Here is a 19,678-nt window from a genome sequence, read left to right on the forward strand (position 1 = left end):
AGAAGCGGACCTTCCCATTCTCTCGGGTTCGTGAACCGATTCCCAAGCGATACGAAGGAAATGGCCCGAATGGACCATGCCCGCCGACCGGGCACCCGACAGCGGCCGGGCCGGCGCCCTGACGGGCGCCGTCGCTCAGGCCGACTTCTTCTTCTTGGCGGCGTCCTCGCGCGGGATCAGCGTCGGGTTGACGTTGTCCTCGACGACCTCCCGGGTCACCACCACCTTGGCGATGTCGCCGCGGGAGGGGACGTCGTACATCACGTGGAGGAGGACCTCCTCGATGATCGCGCGCAGGCCGCGGGCGCCGGTGCCGCGCTCCATCGCCTTGTCGGCGATCGCGACCACGGCGTCGTCGCTGAACTCGAGCTCGACGCCGTCGAGCTCGAAGAGCTTCTGGTACTGCTTGACCAGCGCGTTGCGCGGCTCGGTCAGGATCTGCACCAGGGCGGCGTTGTCGAGCTTGCTGACCGACGCGATCAGCGGCAGCCGGCCGATGAACTCCGGGATCAGGCCGAACTTCGTCAGGTCCTCCGGCCGGACCTGCGCCATCAGGTCCTCGGCGTCGCGCTCGGCGGCACCGCGCACCTCGGCGGTGAAGCCCAGCGACTTCTTGCCGACGCGCTGCTCGACGATGTGCTCGAGGCCGGCGAAGGCACCACCCACGATGAAGAGGATGTTGGTGGTGTCGATCTGGATGAACTCCTGGTGCGGGTGCTTGCGCCCGCCCTGCGGGGGCACCGACGCGGAGGTGCCCTCGAGGATCTTGAGCAGCGCCTGCTGCACGCCCTCGCCGGAGACGTCGCGGGTGATCGAGGGGTTCTCCGCCTTGCGGGCCACCTTGTCGATCTCGTCGATGTAGATGATGCCGGTCTCGGCCTTCTTGACGTCGTAGTCGGCGGCCTGGATCAGCTTGAGGAGGATGTTCTCGACGTCCTCGCCGACGTAGCCGGCCTCGGTGAGCGCGGTCGCGTCGGCGATCGCGAACGGGACGTTGAGCATCCGGGCCAGGGTCTGCGCGAGGTAGGTCTTGCCGCAGCCGGTGGGGCCGATCACGAGGATGTTGGACTTGGCGACCTCGACCGCCTCCTCCTTGGAGTGCTTGCCGTTGCCGTTGGTGCCCGCCTGGACCCGCTTGTAGTGGTTGTAGACGGCGACCGCGAGGGACTTCTTCGCGTGCTCCTGGCCGATGACGTAGGAGTTGAGGAACTCGAAGATCTCCTTGGGCTTCGGCAGCTCGTCGAGGCTGACCTCGCTGCGCTCGCTGAGCTCTTCCTCGATGATCTCGTTGCAGAGGTCGATGCACTCGTCGCAGATGTAGACGCCCGGTCCGGCGATCAGCTTCTTGACCTGCTTCTGGCTCTTCCCGCAGAAAGAGCACTTCAGGAGGTCGCCTCCGTCACCAATGCGTGCCACGCGCGGTCATCCTTCGCATTCGGCCGGAGCGGTTCCGGCGTCGTCGTCCAACTTCTCGACGGTACCCCGTGCCACCCCCGAATGGGGGGTGGACACGAGGTCTCGACGTACGTCTGCCACGTCCGAGTATCCCGTCACCCGCGCGCTCAGGCGAGCGCGGGGACTCCCTTGCGGGACTCGAGCACCGCGTCGATCAGGCCGTACTCGACGGCCTGCTCGGCGGTGAGGATCTTGTCGCGCTCGATGTCGCGGCTCACCTCCGACACGTCCTTGCCCGAGTGCTCGGAGATCATCTTCTCGAGCAGCTCGCGCATGCGGAGGATCTCGTTGGCCTGGATCTCGATGTCGGAGGTCTGGCCGAAGGTGCCCTCGGTGTAGGGCTGGTGGATCAGGATCCGGCTGTTCGGCAGCGCGAGCCGCTTGCCGGGGGCGCCGGCCGCGAGCAGGATCGCCGCCGCCGAGGCCGCCTGGCCCAGGCACACGGTCTGCACGTCGGGCTTGATGAACCGCATCGTGTCGTAGATCGCGGTGAGCGCCGTGAACGAGCCGCCCGGGCTGTTGATGTAGATCTGGACGTCCTGGTCGGGGTTCATCGTCTCCAGGCACAGCAGCTGGGCCATCACCGCGTTGGCGATGTCGTCGCTGATCGGGGTGCCGAGGAAGATGATCCGCTCCTCGAAGAGCTTGGCGTAGGGGTCGATGCGGCGGAAGCCGTACGACGTCCGCTCCTCCCACTGCGGGATGTAGTAGTTCATGTCAGTCCTTGTCCGTGGTGTGCGCGGGCCGACCCTCGTCGGCGGCCTCGCGGGCGCTCTTGATGACCTGGTCGACGAGGCCGTACTCGAGAGCCTCCTGGGCGGTGAACCAGCGGTCGCGGTCGGCGTCCGCGGTCACCTGCTCGACGGTCTGGCCCGTGTGCTCGGAGATCAGCTCGAGCAGGACCTTCTTGATGTGCAGCGACTGCTGCGCCTGGATCTTGATGTCCGAGGCCGAGCCGCCCATGCCGGAGGAGGGCTGGTGCATCATGATCCGCGCGTGCGGGAGGGCGTAGCGCTTGCCCTTGGTGCCGGCGCACAGGAGGAACTGGCCCATCGACGCGGCCAGGCCCATGCCGACCGTCGCGACGTCGTTGGGGATGTAGTTCATCGTGTCGTATATCGCCATGCCGGCGTCCACGGAGCCACCCGGGCTGTTGATGTGCAGGAAGATGTCGGCCTCGGGGTCCTCGGCCGAGAGCAGCAGCAGCTGGGCGCAGATCGCGTTGGCGTTCTGGTCGCGCACCTCGGAGCCGAGGAACACGATGCGCTCCTTGAGCAGCCGCTGGTAGACGTTGTCGTCGAGGCCGTACGACGACTGCCCGCCGTTCATCTGCGGGCCGTTCTGGAGGCTGTGGTCGATGTTCACGAGGGCGACACTAGCCGGAAGCACGGACGTATCCACGGCTCGCCCATCCCTGTTCGCCAACAGCGGATTCCGTGCCAAGGTGGGGAGATGGACGACCCACTGGACTCGCTGCGGGTGCCCGGGCGGGTGGCCGACCCGGACGAGGGCGTCACCCTGGACGAGGTCGGGCTGGCCGCACGCAACCACGGGCTGCCGCTCGAGCTGCTCCGCGACGACGTGACGCCGCCGGGTCTCCACTACGTGCTGACCCACTACGACATCCCCGCCGTCGACCCCGACGGCTGGCGGCTGACCGTGGACGGGGCGGTCGACCGGCCGCTGGACCTCGACCTCGCGTCCCTGGCCGCGATGCCACGGCACACGGTGCACGTGACCATGGAGTGTGCCGGCAACGGCCGGGCCGCGCTGCACCCGCGGCCGCTGAGCCAGCCGTGGCTCACGGGCGCGGTGGGCACGGCCGACTGGACCGGCGTACCCCTGGCCGACCTGCTGGCCGACGTCGGCGTGGCCGACGACGCGGTCGACGTGGTGTTCACCGGTCTCGACCACGGGATCGAGCGCGGCGAGGAGCAGGACTACCAGCGCGGGCTGCCGGTGTCAGAGGCCCTGGCCGGCGACGTGCTGGTGGCCTACGAGATGAACGGCGGCCCGCTGCCGGTCCAGCACGGCTACCCGGTCCGGGTGGTGGTGCCGGGCTGGTACGGCATGGGAAACGTCAAGTGGCTCACCCGGATCAGCGTGGCCACCGAACGCTTCGACGGGTTCCAGAACCGCGCCTACCGGCTCCGGCAGGAGGCCTCGGAGGAGGGCGAGCCGGTCACCCGGATCGAGCCCAGGGCGCTGCTGGAGCCGCCCGGCTTCCCGGACTTCTTCACCCGCGCCCGGGTGGTCCGCCCCGGCACGGTGGGGCTGCGCGGCCGGGCCTGGTCGGGGTGGGCGCCGGTGGAGCGGGTCGAGGTGAGCACCGACGACGGCGCGACCTGGCAGGACGCCGAGGTCGGCCCGGACCGCGGCCGCTGGGCCTGGCGGTCGTTCACGGCCACCTGGCAGGCAACGCCGGGCGAGCACCGGCTGCGGGCTCGGGCACACGACGCCTCCGGCCGGGTGCAGCCGGTGGACGCCGCCTGGAACCGCGGCGGGTTCACCAACAACGCCGACCAGGGCGTGCGGGTGGTCGTCGCCGACGCCTGACGGCCCGACCGCGGCTCAGGCCAACCAGCGCCGGAGGGCGGCGTGCACGTCCGCGTGGTTGAGCAGGTCGAAGTGGTCGGCCCGCGGCACGTGCAGGGTCTCGGCGTCCGGGAACAGGTCGGGCCTCCCCCGGGTCCGGCCGTAGGCCGACGGCTGCCGCACCAGCAGGTCGCCGAGTACCGCGCCCACCGGGTGCCGCGGCGAACGGGTGAGCGTCGCGGACACCAGCCGGTAGCGCGCCTCCGGCAGCGGCGGCACGTCCTCGGCCAGGCCGGCCACCAGGTCGTGCACCCCGACCGATCGCCAGTCCAGGATCCGCCCGAACCCCGCGGACTCCGGCAGCCGGCCGAGCGCCGCGCTGCCGTGACCGACGTACGACGCCAGCGGGGCGCCGAGGTGTGGCGCACCGAGTGAGACCACGTCGGTGACGAGTCGGGTCCACGGCGCCTCGACGTCCGTGGCGACCGCGCCGGCCGCCCGCATCACGAGCGCGCCCATCGAGTGCCCGACCAGCGCCACCTGCTCCACGCCGCCCGGCCACGCGTCGACCAGGGTCTGGAGCAGTGCGGTGAGGGCGACGCCGTTCTCGCGCAGCGGCAGCCCGCTGTTCATCCGCAGCACCACCGGTGTCCAGCCGAGCTCCACCAGGGTCTGCGGGTACGTCGTCCCCACCGCGGTGCGGTGCACCTGCCAGGCCGCGTCGCTCTCGCACAGGCCGTGCAGCAGCACCGCGACCCGGCGGCGCGGCTCCGGGAAGGCTGCCGCCAGCGCCACCGGCTCGGCCGCCACGTCCCGCCCGCCGACCCGGACCGCGAGCGGGATCGCCAGTCGCGGCCGCTCCTGCTGGAGGCGGTCCCCGATCAGCCCGTTGACCGCGGCGCTGAGGAACCTGCCGCGGACGTCGTCCTCCAGGCGCGGGCCCCTCCCGGTGGCCGCGGCCCGGTCGAGGCCGCGCGAGGCGGCGCGCAGGCCCGCGCCCAGCCCGCCGTACACGGCGGCAGCGATGCCGCGGTGGAGCGCCTCGCCGGCCGACCGCCCGCTCGCCCCGGTGGCGCGACGCCCCAGCCCGTGCACGCGGTCGAGCACGGCGACGTGGGTGTCGCGGACGGTACGCAGGACGAGCTCGTCGGCAACCTCGGAGAGCAGCGACAGCGCGTCCAGCACTGTCGGCCCGGCAGCGGTGCGTGCGGTCTGCATGCCGCCCATCGTAGGCGTTGAGTGAACAGGCGTACACCCAATCGGCCGAGGAGACGACCGCGTCCCGGACGGCGTGGCCGTCCGGGACGCGGGTTCGTTGCTGGCGGGGTCAGGCCTTGTCGGCCGACTCCTCGGGGGCCTCCTCGGCTCCGGTCTCCTCGGCCTCCTCGGTGGCCTCGTCCTCGGGCTCGCCGATGGTGCCGTCCGGGCGCAGGTTCTTCAGCTCGACCACGTTGCCGCTGGCGTCCTTGACCGTCGCCGACTCGACGATCGTGGCCAGCGCCTTGCCGCGCAGGATCTCCTGCACGAGCTCCGGGACGTGGTTGTGCTCGAACATGTGGTTCGCGAACTCCTGCGGGTCCTGGCCGGACTGCTGGGCCCGGCGGACCAGGTGCTGGGAGAGCTCGTTCTGGTCGACGCCGAGCTCCTCCTTCTTCGCGACCTCGTCGAGGATGAACTGCGCGGCGACGGCGTCGCGGACCCGGCGCTCGAGATCGGCCTCGAACTCCTCGACGGTCTGGTTCTCGTCCTCGAGGTACTTCTCCATCGTGATGCCGGCGAACACGAGCTGCTGCTCGACGCTCTGGCGGCGGGCGTTCAGCTCCTCGGTCACGATGCCCTCGGGCAGCGGGATCTCGACCTGCTCGAGCAGCTTCTCGAGGACCGCGTCGCGGGCGGCGGCGGCCTGCTCGAGGCGCTTGCCGCGGCCCAGCCGCTCGCGCACGTCGGCGGTGAGCTCCTCGACGGTGTCGAACTCCGAGGCCATCTGGGCGAAGTCGTCGTCGAGCTCCGGGAGCTCCTGCTCCTGGACCTGGGTGACGGTCACCGCGACCTCGACGTCCGCGCCGACCAGGTCGCCGCCGACCAGCTGCGAGGCGAAGGTCTTCTCGTCGCCGGCCTTCATGCCGGCCAGGGCCTCGTCCAACCCGTCGAGCATGCCGCCGCGGCCGACCTGGTAGCTCATCCCCGCGACCTCGGCGCCCTCGACGACCTCGCCGTCCTGGGTGGCCTTGAGGTCGATGACCACGAAGTCGCCGTCGGCCGCCTCACGGTCGACGTCTGTCAGGCTCGCGAAGCGCTCGCGCAGCGACTGGACCTGCTCCTCGACGTCCGCGTCGGTGACGGTGACGTCGTCGACCTCGGCCTCGAGACCGTCGTACGACGGGAGGACCACCTCGGGCTTCACGTCCACCTCCGCGGTGAACTCGAGCACGTCGTTGTCCTCGAACTTGGTCACCTCGATCTCGGGCTGCGCCAGCGGCTCGAGATCGTTGGTCTGGAGGGCCTCGATGTACTTCGAGGGGATGACGTCGTTGATGGCCTCGTCGAGGACCACGCCCCGGCCGACCTGACGATCGATGACCATCGGCGGCACCTTGCCGCGGCGGAAGCCGGGGACGTTGATCTGCTGGGCGATCTTCTTGTACGCCGCGTCGAGGCTCGGCTTGAGCTCCTCGAAGGGCACCTCGACGGTCAGCTTGGCCCGGGTCGGGCTCAAGGTCTCGACGGCGCTCTTCACAGGTTGTCTCCTCATGTTGTTCAGGTGGAATGGTGCGGGGGCTGTCGGGGCGACAGGACTCGAACCTGCGATCTCCTGCTCCCAAAGCAGGCGCGCTAGCCACTACGCTACGCCCCGCCAAGGCGGCTGCAGGTTTCCCCGGGGCCCCGGGGAATCCCGCACTCACCGGGGCATTCCGCACCGTGAAAGTGCAGGTTTGCCCCGGGAAGTTCGCCTTGGAGCGGATGACGGGAATCGAACCCGCGTAGCCAGTTTGGAAGACTGGGGCTCTACCATTGAGCTACATCCGCCAGCACATTTGTGCGGGTGACATGGTGCCACACGCGCACCCGCCCCTCCCAAACGGGACGAGGCCCGAAACCCTTCCCGTCAGCGGCGGTGGACCAGCAGCAACGCCCGGTCGTCGTTGCGGGTGCCCACGGTGTCGATGAGACGGCGGGCACCGTTCTCGAAGCCCTGCTGGAGCAGCCGGTCGGCCTGGCCGAGCATCTTGTCGATGCCGAGCTGGATGTCGCGGCCGCGCACCTCCACCATGCCGTCGGTGTAGAGCAGGATCGCGTCGCCGTGGTTCAGCCGGCCGCGGACCGGGGCGTAGTCGGCCTCCTCGATCAGGCCGAGCGCCGGACCCTCGGACTCGTGCACGGTCCAGCGGCCGGACCCCGCGTTGAGCTGCAGCGCCGGCGGGTGCCCCGCCGACCGCAGCTCGAAGTCGCCCGACTCGAGGTCGACGGAGATGTGGATCGCGGTCGCGAAGCCCTCGATCCAGTGCTGGCGGAGGAGGTACTCGTTGGCGGCCGGGAGGAACTCGCCGGGCGGCAGCGAGGTGATCAGGCCGCCGAACGCGCCGGTGAGCAGCAGGGCACGGGTGCCGGCCTCCTCGCCCTTGCCGGACACGTCGCACACGCAGAGCTCGAGCCGCCGGCCCCAGCCGGGCCGCGCGGCGACCACGAAGTCACCTGCGAACGGGGTGCCGCCGGCGGAGCGCAGCGCGGACTCGGCGTACCAGCCGGGCGGCAGCGCCGGGAGCATGCCCTGGCTCATGATCCGGTCGCGGAGGTCGACCAGCATCGACTCACCGATGGTGCCGGCCACGCCGAGCCGCGAGCGGCGGAACGACGTGAGCAGCACGATGAAGCCGACCGCGAAGATCACCGCGACCGCGATCACGCGTCCGGCGGTGACCTCGCCTAGCCGGGTGGTGACGACCACGGACAGCGCGGTCAGGGCAGCCAGGTTGAAGACCACGAACCACGGGAGGACCCGCGGGCCCAGGACGAGGTGAGCGGCCACCATCGGCAGCACCAGCAGGGTCAGCGGCCAGAACCGCGGCCAGGTCGTGACCAGGACGAAGAAGAAGACCGTCACCGCGACCAGGAAGACCAGCCACCACGTCTCCTTGCTGGTGGTACGGCGGCGCAACCGGCCGACCGAGCGGCGCATGCGCGCGCCGACGGACGACGAGGAGGAGGACATCACGCGTCACTTCCATGTGAGGCACGGGAGCGGAACCGCGGCTGGCAGCGCGGGCACCAGAACAAGTTTCGCCCCACAAGCACCTCGGTGCGCACGTTTTTCCCACACACGTGGCACGGCATCCCGTTGCGGCGGTAGACGTAGACCTCTCCCCCGTGGTCGTCCTTCCGCGGCGAGCGCCCCATCGCCTCGGGGGTGTGCTCGGGCCGAACCGTGTCGATCCGGCCGGTGCGGACCCCCTCGGTCATCAGCGCGACGAGGTCGTCCCAGACCGCCCGGAACTGGCTGCGGCGCAGCGTGTTGCCCGGCCGGAGCGGGTGCAGCCGGTGCCGGAACAGCACCTCCGCGCGGTAGACGTTGCCGACGCCGGCGATGACCTCCTGGTCCATGAGCAGGTCGCCGATCGGCCGGTGGCTGCGCGAGATCCGGTGCCACGCCCGCTCGGGGGCGGCGTCGGGCCGCAGCGGGTCGGGGCCGAGGCGCGCCAACACCGCGTCGCGCTGCAGGAGGCCGACCAGCTCGCACTGGGTGGCACCCCGGAGGTCGGCGTACGACGCGTGGTCGCCGTCGGCGGCCACCAGCCGGAGTCGCACCTGGCCGACCGGCGGAGGCACCGCGGCCGCCCCGGTGTGGACCAGGAAGGTGCCGATCAGGCCGAGGTGGACGTGCACGAACCGCTCGCCCGCGAACTCCACGAACAGGTGCTTGCCGGCCGCGTCGGCACCGAGCAGGGTCTGCCCGTCCAGCACCGCCGCGTCGGCGGCGAACCGGCCCTGCGGGCTGCTGACGTGCACCGTCCGGCCGGCGAACGCGCCGGCCAGGTCGTCGGCGAGCCGACGGAGGGTGTGCCCCTCAGGCATCGGTGTCCGGGTCCGGTGTGTCCCCCAGCAGCGCCGACGGGGGCAGCGGCGGCAGCTCCCCGGTCGACTCGTAGGACGCGAGCTGGCCGATCCGGCGGACGTGCCGCTCCACGCCGGAGAACGGGGTGGCGAGGAAGACCTCGACGAAGCGGGTCATCTCGTCGACCGTGTGCATGCGCCCACCAACCGAGACCACGTTGGCGTCGTTGTGCTCGCGGGCCAGCACCGCGGTCTCCTCCGACCACACCAGCGCGGACCGGATGCCGGCCACCTTGTTGGCGGCCATCTGCTCGCCGTTGCCGGAGCCGCCGATCACGACCCCGAGCGCCGCGACGCCCTCGGACTGGTCCGCGGCGACGGCCTCCGCGGCGCGCAGGCAGAAGACCGGGTAGTCGTCTTCCGCGTCGTAGACGAACGGACCGTGGTCGACCGCCTCGTGGCCCTGGTCGACCAGCCAGGTGAGCAGGTGGTCCTTGAGTTCGAGGCCGGCGTGGTCCGATCCGAGGTGCACGCGCATGGGCGAGAGTCTGGCAGACCCGGTCGCGGCGAGTTCACATGGTTTCCACAGCATCGTCGAACCACCCTGTCAGGATCACGCGCTGGAATGAGTGCCATGGACACCACGAACCCGCACCCCGACTCCGAGGGGCCGCAGGAGCCGCGCGAGGAGACCACCCAGGACACCCGTGAGATCCCCGGCGCCGGCGCCGCCCCGACCGGGCCCGCGCCGTACCCGGCGTACCACCAGTACCCCGCCCCGCAGTACCCCACCGGCTACCCCGCCCCCGGGCAGCCGGCCCCCCAGCACGCCCCCCAGCACGCCCAGCCGGGTCAGCAGCCGGGTCAGCAGCAGCCCCGCCAGCCCGGCCAGCCGTACGCCCAGCAGCCGTACGCCCAGCAGCCCTGGCCGACCCACCCGTACGCCGCCTACCCGCCGTACGGCAGCCACCGCGGCCGCCGTCCCTGGCGCGCGGCCCTGGTCGGCGGCCTGGTCGGCGGAGTCGCGGCGGCCGCGATCGGCATCCCGCTGACCTGGGCGATCGCCGACCATGCCGCCGCCCCGGTGGCCGGCCAGTCCCCGAGCGCCAACGGGGGCACCCAGCCCAACGAGGGCTCGAACGGCGGTTCCGAGGGCCTGGTGCCCCAGATGCCCGGAGGCGGCTCCCGCCAGTGGACCGTCCCGGGGGCCAACACCCAGGCGACCGGCACCGCGGCGACCGACCAGCAGTCGAAGGGGGTGCTCCTGGTCAACACCGAGCTTCCCAACGGCGCGGGCGCCGGCACCGGCATGGTGCTGTCGTCGAGCGGTCTGGCGCTGACCAACTACCACGTCGTCGAGGGCTCGACCTCGGTCACCGCGACCGTCGCCAGCACCGGCAAGACCTACGACGCGGACGTGGTCGGCTACGACGCGAAGTCCGACGTGGCCCTGATCCGCCTGCAGGACGCCTCCGGCCTCGACACCGTGCACATCGACAACGACGGGGCCACGCTCCAGCAGCAGGTCACCGCGGTGGGCAACGCCATGGGCCAGGGCGAGCTGCTCGCGGCCTCCGGCACGATCACCGCCGAGGACCAGTCGATCACCACCCGCGAGTCCGGTTCCGCGGCCGCCGAGCACCTCTCCGGCCTGCTCGAGACCGACGCACCCGTGGTGTCCGGCTACAGCGGCGGCCCGATGTACGACGCGCAGGGCGAGGTGGTCGGGATCAGCACCGCCGCGTCGTCCGGGATGTCCTCGACCGGTGCGGTCGAGAGCTATGCGGTCCCGATCCACGACGCGCTGTCGATCGTCGACCAGATCGAGGCCGGCAACGAGTCCGGTGACGTCACCATCGGCCCCGCGCCGTTCCTCGGCATCGTGGCCGGCCAGTCGTCCGGCGGTGTCGGCGTGGCCGAGGTCGAGCAGGGCGGCCCGGCTGCCAAGGCCGGCGTCACCGCCGGCGACACCGTGACCGCGGTGGACGGCACGAAGGTCGGCTCCCTGGCCGCGCTGCGCGACGTGCTCGCGCAGCACGAGCCCGGCGACTCGGTCGCCATCACCTGGCGGGACGCCTCCGGCGCCCAGCACTCGGGCACGGTGCACCTGGCGGAGAGCCCGGTCAACTGACCCCCGTCAACTGATCACCTGAGCCCCGGCCGGTCCGGGGGCCTCCGCGGCCCCGGGCCGGCCGGCCGCCATCTCGGGCGGCCCCGGGCCGGCCGGCCGCCATCCCGGCCGGCCCAGGCCTGCGGGTCAGTCAGGCGAGCAGCAGCTCGCCGAGGATCAGCAGCGCCACCAGCACGGTGGTCGCGCCGAACCACTGGCGGGCCCGTCCGGACCACGGCTCGTGCCGGCCGTGCCAGCGCAGGTCGTCCAGCGCCTGCAGCGCCATCGCGACTGCGAAGCAGCCGAAGCCGATGGCCGGCAGCCAGTCCTGCTGCACCGCGTTGAGCGCGGCCAGCGCCGCGGTCACCACGCCGAGGAGGACCGCCACCCGCCCGTTCACCCAGGAGTACGTCGCCACCGCGCGAGGCTATCGCCCGGCGACGAGGGCGCGGGTCAGGCGTGCTGCCGGAGGAAGCCGGCGACCTGGCGAGTGAGCGGCTCCGCGGCGTCGAACACGTCGGCGTGCCGCCAGAAGCCGTGCACCTGGCCGAGGTAGCGGGTGCCGACCACCTCCACGCCGGCCTCCGCGAGGACGGCGACCAGGTGCTCGCCCTCGTCGCGCAGCGGGTCGTGCTCGCCGGTCACCACCAGGGCCGGCGGCAGGGTGCCGAGCCGGTCGGAGAGCAGCGGCGCGAGGTCCGGGTCGACGAGGTCGGCCGGGGACCCGGCGTACTGCTGCCAGTACCAGGCGGCCTCCTGGATCCCGAACCCGTCGGCCGCGGTGTGGTAGCTGCCGAAGCCGGCGGAAGGGTCGAGGAACGGGTAGATCAGCACCACCGCCCGGAACCGGCCCGGGTTGCGGAGCGCGGCCACCAGGGCGAGGTTGCCGCCCGCGCTGTCGCCGTGGACGTACGTCGGGCCCGGGCCGGTCTCGCCGGTGCGCTCGAGCCAGCGCAGCACGGTGTCGACGTCGTCGGGGGCAGCGGGGAAGCGGTGCTCGGGAGGCCGTCGGTAGTCGACGCTGAGCACCGTCAGGCCGGACCGGTTGGCGAGCCGGCGCGCGGCCGCGTCGTGCACGTCGACGTCGTTGAAGACGAAGCCGCCGCCGTGCAGGTGCACCACCGTGCCCGGCGCGGCCCCGGCGGGCACGTAGACCCGGCAGGGCACGCCGTCGGCGTCGACGTCACGCACCTCGGCGACGTCCTCACGGGGCTGGGCCAGCGCGGCCTCGCGGTCGGCGGCACGGGCCGCCGCGATGTCGCGGCCGGGCGTCCACACGGGCGGGACGGAGGCCGACGCCGCCACGGCGGCGCGGGCCTGCGGGTGCAGCACCAACGCTGCTCCTTCCGGTCAGGCGCCCAGGCGGGCGAGCTCCTCGTCCACGACCGCGGTGTCGAGCTTGGTGAACACCGGGGTCGGCTTCGCCACCTTCGCCCCGACCGTGACCGGCCGTGACGTCCACGACGGGGTCCCGGCGTAGTCGCCGGTGATCACCGGGTAGAAGGTGGTCCCGGCCCCGTGGTCGGGGTCGAGGTCCTCGACCTGCTCCACCCGCGGCATCGGCATGAACTCGCCCTCACCGCCGAGCACCAGGTGGATCTTGTTCGCCGAGTGCGGCAGGAACGGGGCGAGCAGGGTGTTGCAGTCCACGACGCACTGGGCGGCGACGTGCAGCACGGTGGCCAGCCGCTCGCGCTGGGACTCGTCCTTCATCTTGTAGGGCTCGGTGACCGTGAGGTACTTGTTCACCTCGCCGACCACCCGCATCGCCTCCGCGATGGCGGCCCGGAGCCGGTGCCGGCCGATGAGCTCGCCCACCGTGTCGAAGCCGGCGCGCACCGCAGCGAGCACCTCCTCGTCGACCGGCTCGAGGGCGCGGGCCGGCGGGAGCTCGCCGAAGTTCTTCGCGATCATCGTGGCGGTGCGGTTGACCAGGTTGCCCCAGCCGGCGACCAGCTCGGAGTTGTTGCGGGTCACGAAGTCGGACCAGGTGAAGGCGGCGTCCGAGGTCTCCGGGCCGGCCGCGCAGATGAAGTAGCGCAGCGCGTCCGGGCCGTAGCGCGCCAGGAAGTCGCCGACGTACAGCACGTGGCCGCGGCTGGAGGAGAACTGCCGGTCGCCCATCGTGAGGAACTCCGAGGAGACCACCTCGGTGGGCAGGTTGAGCGCGCCGTACTCCCCCGGCTCGCCGCCGCGGGTGCCCCGGCCGTCGTACGCGAGCAGCTCGGCCGGCCAGATCTGGGAGTGGAAGACGATGTTGTCCTTGCCCATGAAGTAGTAGGCGAGGGCCTCGGGGTCGTTCCACCAGCGGCGCCACGCGTCGGGGTCGCCGGAGCGGCGGGCCCACTCGATGGAGGCGGAGAGGTAGCCGATCACCGCGTCGAACCAGACGTAGAGCCGCTTGGTCGGCTGGTCCTCCCAGCCCGGCACCGGGATGCCCCAGTCGATGTCGCGGGTCATCGCCCGCGGCCGGATCTCCTTGAGGATGTTCTGGGAGAACTTGATGACGTTGGGCCGCCAGGTGCCTGACGCCTCGCGCTCGTCGAGCCACTCCCCCAGCGCGTCGGCGAGGGCCGGCAGGTCGAGGAACCAGTGCTGGGTCTCGACGAACTCCGGCGTCTCGCCGTTGATCTTCGAGCGCGGGTCGATCAGGTCGGTCGGGTCGAGCTGGTTGCCGCAGTTGTCGCACTGGTCGCCGCGCGCCTCGCCGTACCCGCAGATCGGGCAGGTGCCCTCGATGTACCGGTCGGGCAGGGTGCGACCGGTCGACGGGCTGATCGCGGCCTGCGCGGTCTGCTCGACCATGTAGCCGTTGCGCTGCACGGTGCGGAACATCTCCTGCACCGTCAGGTAGTGGTTGCCCGTCGTCGTGCGCGTGAACAGGTCGTAGGACAGCCCGAGGTCGAGCAGGTCCTGCACGATCACCGCGTTGTTCTTGTCCGCGAGCTCCCGGGCGGTCACGCCCTCCTTGTCGGCGGCGACCAGGATCGGCGTCCCGTGCTCGTCGGTACCCGACACCATGAGCACGTCGTGCCCGAGCATCCGCATGTACCTGCTGAAGACGTCGGAGGGCACGCCGAAACCGGCCACGTGGCCGATGTGGCGCGGGCCGTTCGCGTACGGCCAGGCGACGGCGGACAGGACGTGGGTCATGGTGGGAATCCTAGGAGGCTGGACCGCGACCGCGCGCACCGGTTTGCGGGCGCGGCCCCGGCCGCCGGCACCGGCAACGGAAAGTGGCGGCGGACGACACCCCCCAACATCGATGCCACACATCACGTGCCGCAGGCGGAGCAGGGTCTTCCACGGCGACTCGGCCCGGCCATCGGCGAACCGCTGCGCGCGGCGCAGCGCCGGTGCGCCCCGTCGACCGGGGACAGGACACACCTCGCGGTGCCGGCTGGCACGGACCTCGGGACGCACAGGCCGGACGCTCGGACAGCGGCCTGGGGACGACCGCGTCGGGCGACCGGGTTGTGCACGGAAAGTGGTGCGGCACGACGCGGCGTCCCCGTCCGAGCCTGTCGTCCGCCGCCACTTGCCGGATGGAACGGCCGCGGTGCGGGCTAACCTCGGCGCATGCCCTTGATCGCGGAGGACCTGCTCCTCCTGCTGCTCGACGACGAGAAGGGCAGCCTGACCTCCACGGCGTACCCGCACACCGTCCTCGGCGGGGCGCTGCTGCTGGAGCTGGCCCTGGCCGGGTCGGTGGAGGTGCGCAAGGAGGGGGCGTGGCGGTCGGCGAAGGTGCGCCCGACCGGGACACCGGCGCTGGACGACCCGCTGCTGGTCGACGCGCTGGCCACCGTGGCCGAGCGGCCGCGGTCCGCGCAGGACCTGGTCAACCGGCTCGGCAAGGGGCTGAAGGAGACGCTGACCGGGCGGCTGGTGGCCGCGGGCGTGCTCGAGGAGCGGCGGGGGCGGGTGCTCGGGGTGTTCCCGCGGACCCGGTGGCCGGTCGCGGACGTGGCCCGCGAGGACGAGGTACGGCGCCGGCTCACCGCGGCGCTGGTGCAGGGGCTGACCCCGGACGAGCGGACCGCCGCCCTGGTCGCGCTGCTGCACGCGATCGGGCGGGCGCACAAGGTGGTGCCGCGCGACGGCGTGCCCGCCTCGGAGGTGAAGCGGCGCGCAAAGGAGATCTCCGAGGGAGCCTGGGCCGCCAGAGCGGTCAGGGACGCGATCGCCGCGGCGACCGCGGCGGTCTCCGCGGCTGTGGTGGCCTCGACGGCGGCCACCGCCGGCGGAGGCTAGGCCCGACCCACCCCGGGCCAGGCCCAGCCGAGCAGGCTCAGCCGAGCGTGCTCAGCTGAAGTCGAGCTCGCCGGTGCGGCTGCGCTTGATCTCGTAGAAGTACGGGAACTCCGCCAGCGCGACGGCGCCGTCCCACAGCCTGCCGGCCTGCTCGCCACGCGGGATCCTGCTGAGCACCGGGCCGAAGAACGCGGACCCGTTGAAGGCGATGGTCGGGGTGCCGACGTCGTCGCCCACCTGGTCCATGCCGCGGTGGTGCGACTTCCTGACCTCCGCGTCGTACTCCGTGGAGTCCATCGCGTCGGCCAGGTCGGTGGAGAGGCCGACCTCCTCGAGCGAGGCGACGACCAGGTCGCGGTCGATCGGCTGCTTCTCGAGGTGGATCCGGGTGCCCATCGCGGTGTACAGCGGGAGCAGGACGTCGTCGCCGTGCTGCTGGGCCGCGGCGACCAGCACGCGGACCGGGCCCCAGGCCGGCTTCAGCATCTCGCGGTACGCGTCGGGGATGTCCTTGTCCTGATTGAGGTAGCCGAGACTCATCACGTGCCAGTCGACGCGGATGTCGCGGACCTTCTCGACCTCGAGCATCCAGCGGGAGGTGATCCAGGCGAACGGGCACATCGGGTCGAACCAGAAGTCAGCAGTGTCCATGCTTGGTACAACCAAGGCAAGGTCCAGACATTCCCGGTCAGGTGGTGAGCCCGACCACGCGTGCCACCTGCCGGGACATGGTCCCGAGCCGCCGGAGGTCGCGGCCACCTCCCCGACGGAACGCGATGATGATCGTCCGCCTCTTCCGTCACTCACCCATCCTGCCGATGCAAAAATGCTGTGACCCAGGTGACATGATGCGGCCATGCCTGGAACCAACCTCACCCGCGAGGAGGCGCAGACCCGCGCCGGCATCCTCGCCGTCGAGTCGTACACCATCGACCTCGACCTCACGACCAGCGAGACCACCTTCGGCTCGACCACGACGATCCGGTTCACCTGCTCCGAGCCGGGTGCCGAGACGTTCGCCGACCTCGTCGGCGCGACCGTGCACCGGATCACGCTGAACGACGTCGAGCTGGACCCGGGCACGGCGTACGCCGACAGCCGGATCGCGCTGATCGGCCTGCAGGCCGACAACGTGCTGGTCGTGGAGGCGGACTGCACGTACAGCCGCAGCGGTGAGGGCCTGCACCGGTTCGTGGACCCGGCCGACGACCGCGTCTACACCTACTCGCAGTTCGAGGTCCCCGACGCCCGCCGGGTGTTCACCACGTTCGAGCAGCCCGACCTCAAGGCGTCGTTCGTGTTCAACGTGACCGCGCCGGAGCACTGGAAGGTCGTGTCCAACGCGCCGACCCCGCAGCCGCGCGACCTCGGCGACGGCAAGGCGGTGTGGGAGTTCCCGCCGACGCGGCGGATGTCGACGTACATCACCGCCGTGGTCGCCGGCGAGTACCACGAGTTCCTCGACACGTACGAGGGCGAGCACGGCACCATCCCGCTCGGCCACTACTGCCGCCAGTCGCTGGTCGAGCACCTCGACCGCGACGAGCTGGTCAAGCTGACCAGCCAGGGCTTCGCCTACTTCGAGAAGGCGTTCGGCTTCCCCTACCCGTTCGAGAAGTACGACCAGCTCTACGTGCCGGAGTACAACATGGGCGCGATGGAGAACGCCGGCTGCGTGACCCTGCGCGACGAGTACCTCCCCCGCAGCCGCCAGGACCGCTCGTTCTACGAGTTCCGCTGCTCGGTGATCCTGCACGAGATGGCGCACATGTGGTTCGGCGACCTGGTCACCATGCGCTGGTGGGACGACCTGTGGCTCAACGAGTCGTTCGCCGAGTGGGCTTGCTACCACGCCGCCGTCGAGGCCACCGAGTTCGACGAGTCGTGGACCGGTTTCACCAACGCCCGGAAGAACTGGGCCTACCGCCAGGACCAGCTGCCCAGCACCCACCCGGTCGCCGCCGACAACTACGACCTGCACGCGGTCGAGGTGAACTTCGACGGCATCACCTACGCCAAGGGCGCCAGCATCCTCAAGCAGCTGGTCGCCTGGGTCGGCCTCGAGAACTTCCTGGCCGGCCTCAAGGAGTACTTCCACGCCCACGCCTACGGTTCGGCCGAGTTCGCCGACCTGGTCGGTGCGCTGGAGCGCTCCTCCGGCCGTGACCTCGGCCCCTGGGGCCAGGAGTGGCTGCAGACCTCCGGCGTCAACACGTTCAGCTCCGACTTCGCGCTCGACGAGGAAGGCCGCTACACCGCGTTCTCGGTGGTGCAGACCGCGGCCGCGGACTACCCGACCCTGCGCCGGCACCGCATCGGCATCGGCCTGTACGACGACGTGGACGGCCGGCTGGTCCGTCGCCGCAACGTCGAGGTCGACATCCAGGGTGCCGCCACCGAGATCGCGGACCTGGTCGGCGAGAAGCAGCCCGACCTGCTGCTGCTCAACGACGGCGACCTGACCTACGCCAAGATCCGCCTCGACGAGCGCTCGCTGGCCACCGTGGTCGGCGGCCTGGCCCGCCTGGACGACTCGCTGGCCCGGGCGCTGTGCTGGGGCGCGGCGTGGGACATGACCCGCGACGCCGAGATGAGCGCCTCCGACTTCGTCGACCTGGTGCTGGCCAACATCGGCACCGAGACCGACGCGTTCGGCGTGAGCCGGATCCCCGGCTACGGCGCGCAGGCGGCGAACAGCTTCTCCGCGCCGGCCAACCGCCCGGCCCTCAAGGAGCGCTGGGAGCAGGGCCTGCGCAAGCTGCTGGAGAACGCCCTCCCGGGCAGCGACCACCAGCTGTCGTTCGTCCGCGCGTTCGCCGCGGCCGCGCACAGCGACCAGGCGCTGACCGACCTCGAGGGGCTGCTCGCCGGCACCCTCGCCTTCGAGGGCCTGGAGGTCGACACCGACCTGCGCTGGACGCTGCTGCACGGGCTGGCCCGGGGCGGTCGTGCCGACGCCGACATGATCGACGCCGAGCTGCAGCGCGACAACACGATCTCCGGCCAGGAGCACGCCGCCGCCGCGCGGGCCGCCCGCCCGACGGCCGAGGCCAAGGCCGAGGCGTGGGAGCAGGCGATGGTCCGCGACGACGTGCCGAACGAGACGCACCGCTCGGTGGTCCTCGCCTTCCAGGCGCCGGGCCAGGACGCCGTGCTCGCGCCGTACGTCGACCGCTACCTCGACGCCGTCGACTCCACCTGGGAGCGGCTGGGCACGCACAAGGCGTCGACCGCACTGGAGTTCATCTTCCCGCGGCCGCTCGCCTCGCCGGAGCTGCTGGACAAGGTCGACGCGTGGCTGGAGACCACCACTGCGAACCCCGGCGCGATCCGCTACGTCCGCGAGGGCCGGGCCGACGTCGCCCGCTACCTCGCCGGGCAGGCCCGGGACGCGCAGGGCTGACCGGCCACTCCCCTCACGTCGCTGACCCGGCACATCTTGTGCCGGGTCAGCGTGGCTCAGGAGCGGCGAGCCGGCACATCTTGTGCCGGGTCAGCGAATTCAGGCCTCGGCGTGCAGGGTGCGCTGCGGCGTGGCGTGCTCGGCGAGCATGTTGATGCCCCGGGTGAGGCCGTCGAGGAGGTCGCCGGTGGCGAACGACGACTGCATCTCCAGGACCACCAGCTCGACCTCGCTGTCCCGGAGGTCGCGGCGCACGTCGGCCCCGGTGACGATCTCGAGCAGCCGGGCGACCGGGTCGACCATCACCAGGATGCTGCGGGCGGGTGCGGCCAGGGCCGCGTGCAGGCGCTGCGCGAACGGCTGTGACTCGGACTCCGCGGCGCCCACGAAGACCGAGATCTCGTAGCGGCACTGCGTCTCGGCCCGGCGGATCGCCTTGTCGATCTGCTGCCGGTCGCGGGCGGAGAGGTGATCACCAGCGGCCACTTGCCCCACCCGTTCCCTTGCCCTCGAGCTCCTTGACGTCGACCTTGTCGGCCGCCTCGACACCCTGGCGCGGGCCGCCGAACCACTCGTTCTCCGGTTCGGCCGCGCCGGGAGCCACCCGCTCGCCACGTGCCAGCGCGGGTGCGTAGACGAGGAAGGTGATCACCACGAACAGCAGGATCGGGCCGCCGATCAGCAGGGCCATGGCATACGCCGGGTCGACCTTCTCGGGGTTGCTCCACCCCTCGGGCGTCCCGGTCGCGTGGGCGGGCGTCGTGAGCAGCGTCACGGCGGCCACCAGACCCAGCGACGTGAGGGCGGTCACGCGGCGCGCCGCGCGGCGTACAGAGGTCTGGACGGGGGTCGGGTTCACACCCGGAATGGTA

At 71.7% G+C, this 19,678-nt stretch carries 18 protein-coding genes and 2 tRNA genes; 4 read left to right on the forward strand and 16 right to left on the reverse strand.

What is annotated here, in order from left to right; all coding sequences use genetic code 11:
- Window positions 1-135: 135 nt before the first annotated feature.
- The 3 genes from clpX to EKO23_RS00685 all read right to left on the reverse strand — a co-directional run bounded on the left by clpX (window position 136) and on the right by EKO23_RS00685 (window position 2,784).
- A complete protein-coding gene (gene clpX / locus EKO23_RS00675; RefSeq protein WP_134713037.1) occupies window positions 136-1,416 on the reverse strand; it encodes an ATP-dependent Clp protease ATP-binding subunit ClpX in 1,281 nt (426 codons plus the stop codon).
- A 146-nt stretch (window positions 1,417-1,562) separates the two neighbouring features.
- Window positions 1,563-2,171, reverse strand: coding sequence for an ATP-dependent Clp protease proteolytic subunit (locus EKO23_RS00680; RefSeq protein WP_134713039.1), 609 nt, complete (start codon window positions 2,169-2,171; stop codon window positions 1,563-1,565).
- A gap of 1 nt (window position 2,172) precedes the next feature.
- The gene (locus EKO23_RS00685) at window positions 2,173-2,784 is read right to left on the reverse strand and encodes a ClpP family protease (protein WP_134713284.1); all 612 of its coding nucleotides are present in this window, start codon (window positions 2,782-2,784) and stop codon (window positions 2,173-2,175) included.
- 123 nt (window positions 2,785-2,907) lie between these two features.
- Here EKO23_RS00685 and EKO23_RS00690 point away from each other — a divergent pair, with 123 nt between their 5' ends.
- Window positions 2,908-4,011, forward strand: a complete 1,104-nt coding sequence (locus EKO23_RS00690) for a sulfite oxidase (protein ID WP_134713041.1) — start codon at window positions 2,908-2,910, stop codon at window positions 4,009-4,011.
- Window positions 4,012-4,026: 15 nt separating this feature from the next.
- Here the strand turns inward: EKO23_RS00690 and EKO23_RS00695 are convergent, their stop codons facing one another.
- The 7 genes from EKO23_RS00695 to EKO23_RS00725 form a co-directional block, all read right to left on the reverse strand.
- Window positions 4,027-5,208 carry an esterase/lipase family protein gene (locus tag EKO23_RS00695; protein WP_134713043.1) on the reverse strand — a complete coding sequence of 394 codons (1,182 nt, stop codon included), beginning with the start codon at window positions 5,206-5,208 and terminating at the stop codon, window positions 4,027-4,029.
- Between the two features lie 109 nt (window positions 5,209-5,317).
- Window positions 5,318-6,727, reverse strand: a complete 1,410-nt coding sequence (tig, locus tag EKO23_RS00700; RefSeq protein WP_134713045.1) for a trigger factor — start codon at window positions 6,725-6,727, stop codon at window positions 5,318-5,320.
- 44 nt (window positions 6,728-6,771) lie between these two features.
- Window positions 6,772-6,844, reverse strand: a tRNA-Pro gene (locus EKO23_RS00705).
- A 99-nt stretch (window positions 6,845-6,943) separates the two neighbouring features.
- Window positions 6,944-7,017, reverse strand: a tRNA-Gly gene (locus EKO23_RS00710).
- A gap of 79 nt (window positions 7,018-7,096) precedes the next feature.
- Entirely contained in the window at window positions 7,097-8,200 is a 1,104-nt protein-coding gene (locus EKO23_RS00715; RefSeq protein ID WP_134713286.1) for a PP2C family protein-serine/threonine phosphatase, read from the reverse strand.
- Entirely contained in the window at window positions 8,200-9,060 is an 861-nt protein-coding gene (locus tag EKO23_RS00720) for an Fpg/Nei family DNA glycosylase (protein WP_134713047.1), read from the reverse strand. Before EKO23_RS00720 ends, EKO23_RS00715 begins: the two co-directional genes overlap by 1 nt.
- The gene (locus EKO23_RS00725; RefSeq protein ID WP_134713049.1) at window positions 9,053-9,577 is read right to left on the reverse strand and encodes a ribose-5-phosphate isomerase; all 525 of its coding nucleotides are present in this window, start codon (window positions 9,575-9,577) and stop codon (window positions 9,053-9,055) included. The genes EKO23_RS00720 and EKO23_RS00725 overlap by 8 nt, the downstream gene beginning before the upstream one ends.
- Window positions 9,578-9,673: 96 nt before the next feature.
- Between EKO23_RS00725 and EKO23_RS00730 the strand changes: the two genes are divergently transcribed.
- Window positions 9,674-11,170, forward strand: a complete 1,497-nt coding sequence (locus EKO23_RS00730; protein WP_134713051.1) for a trypsin-like peptidase domain-containing protein — start codon at window positions 9,674-9,676, stop codon at window positions 11,168-11,170.
- Between the two features lie 130 nt (window positions 11,171-11,300).
- Here EKO23_RS00730 and EKO23_RS00735 read toward each other — a convergent pair whose 3' ends face one another.
- The 3 genes from EKO23_RS00735 to metG are packed head-to-tail and all read right to left on the reverse strand — an operon-like array spanning window position 11,301 to window position 14,302.
- Window positions 11,301-11,567: a hypothetical protein gene (locus tag EKO23_RS00735; RefSeq protein ID WP_134713053.1), complete on the reverse strand. Its 267-nt coding sequence runs from the start codon at window positions 11,565-11,567 to the stop codon at window positions 11,301-11,303.
- Window positions 11,568-11,602: 35 nt separating this feature from the next.
- Entirely contained in the window at window positions 11,603-12,481 is an 879-nt protein-coding gene (locus tag EKO23_RS00740) for an alpha/beta hydrolase (protein ID WP_134713055.1), read from the reverse strand.
- Window positions 12,482-12,499: 18 nt separating this feature from the next.
- The gene (gene metG, locus EKO23_RS00745) at window positions 12,500-14,302 is read right to left on the reverse strand and encodes a methionine--tRNA ligase (protein WP_134713057.1); all 1,803 of its coding nucleotides are present in this window, start codon (window positions 14,300-14,302) and stop codon (window positions 12,500-12,502) included.
- Between the two features lie 426 nt (window positions 14,303-14,728).
- Between metG and EKO23_RS00750 the strand changes: the two genes are divergently transcribed.
- On the forward strand, window positions 14,729-15,403 hold the full coding sequence (locus EKO23_RS00750) for a GOLPH3/VPS74 family protein (protein WP_134713059.1): 675 nt from the start codon (window positions 14,729-14,731) through the stop codon (window positions 15,401-15,403).
- Window positions 15,404-15,454: 51 nt separating this feature from the next.
- Here EKO23_RS00750 and EKO23_RS00755 read toward each other — a convergent pair whose 3' ends face one another.
- Window positions 15,455-16,054: a DsbA family oxidoreductase gene (locus EKO23_RS00755; protein ID WP_134713061.1), complete on the reverse strand. Its 600-nt coding sequence runs from the start codon at window positions 16,052-16,054 to the stop codon at window positions 15,455-15,457.
- 205 nt (window positions 16,055-16,259) lie between these two features.
- On the opposite strand from EKO23_RS00755, the gene pepN reads away from it, so the two are divergent.
- The gene (pepN, locus tag EKO23_RS00760; RefSeq protein WP_134713063.1) at window positions 16,260-18,806 is read left to right on the forward strand and encodes an aminopeptidase N; all 2,547 of its coding nucleotides are present in this window, start codon (window positions 16,260-16,262) and stop codon (window positions 18,804-18,806) included.
- 99 nt (window positions 18,807-18,905) lie between these two features.
- Here the strand turns inward: pepN and EKO23_RS00765 are convergent, their stop codons facing one another.
- On the reverse strand, window positions 18,906-19,292 hold the full coding sequence (locus EKO23_RS00765; protein WP_246050829.1) for a DUF5130 family protein: 387 nt from the start codon (window positions 19,290-19,292) through the stop codon (window positions 18,906-18,908).
- The gene (locus EKO23_RS00770) at window positions 19,279-19,665 is read right to left on the reverse strand and encodes a hypothetical protein (protein WP_134713067.1); all 387 of its coding nucleotides are present in this window, start codon (window positions 19,663-19,665) and stop codon (window positions 19,279-19,281) included. The genes EKO23_RS00765 and EKO23_RS00770 overlap by 14 nt, the downstream gene beginning before the upstream one ends.
- Window positions 19,666-19,678 lie beyond the last annotated feature (13 nt).

This window comes from Nocardioides guangzhouensis, assembly GCF_004519545.1.
In the GTDB taxonomy this organism is placed as follows: Bacteria; Actinomycetota; Actinomycetes; order Propionibacteriales; family Nocardioidaceae; genus Nocardioides; species Nocardioides guangzhouensis.

Excerpts from the sequence above, each read along its gene's own strand:
- EKO23_RS00680 (WP_134713039.1), bottom strand. The coding sequence starts at position 2,171 with ATGAACTACTACATCCCGCAGTGGGAGGAGCGGACGTCGTACGGCTTC.
- EKO23_RS00685 (WP_134713284.1), bottom strand. The coding sequence starts at position 2,784 with ATGAACGGCGGGCAGTCGTCGTACGGCCTCGACGACAACGTCTACCAG.
- EKO23_RS00690 (WP_134713041.1), top strand. The coding sequence starts at position 2,908 with ATGGACGACCCACTGGACTCGCTGCGGGTGCCCGGGCGGGTGGCCGAC.
- EKO23_RS00695 (WP_134713043.1), bottom strand. The coding sequence starts at position 5,208 with ATGCAGACCGCACGCACCGCTGCCGGGCCGACAGTGCTGGACGCGCTG.
- EKO23_RS00715 (WP_134713286.1), bottom strand. The coding sequence starts at position 8,200 with ATGTCCTCCTCCTCGTCGTCCGTCGGCGCGCGCATGCGCCGCTCGGTC.
- EKO23_RS00720 (WP_134713047.1), bottom strand. The coding sequence starts at position 9,060 with ATGCCTGAGGGGCACACCCTCCGTCGGCTCGCCGACGACCTGGCCGGC.
- EKO23_RS00725 (WP_134713049.1), bottom strand. The coding sequence starts at position 9,577 with ATGCGCGTGCACCTCGGATCGGACCACGCCGGCCTCGAACTCAAGGAC.
- EKO23_RS00730 (WP_134713051.1), top strand. The coding sequence starts at position 9,674 with ATGGACACCACGAACCCGCACCCCGACTCCGAGGGGCCGCAGGAGCCG.
- metG (WP_134713057.1), bottom strand. The coding sequence starts at position 14,302 with ATGACCCACGTCCTGTCCGCCGTCGCCTGGCCGTACGCGAACGGCCCG.
- EKO23_RS00750 (WP_134713059.1), top strand. The coding sequence starts at position 14,729 with ATGCCCTTGATCGCGGAGGACCTGCTCCTCCTGCTGCTCGACGACGAG.
- EKO23_RS00755 (WP_134713061.1), bottom strand. The coding sequence starts at position 16,054 with ATGGACACTGCTGACTTCTGGTTCGACCCGATGTGCCCGTTCGCCTGG.
- pepN (WP_134713063.1), top strand. The coding sequence starts at position 16,260 with ATGCCTGGAACCAACCTCACCCGCGAGGAGGCGCAGACCCGCGCCGGC.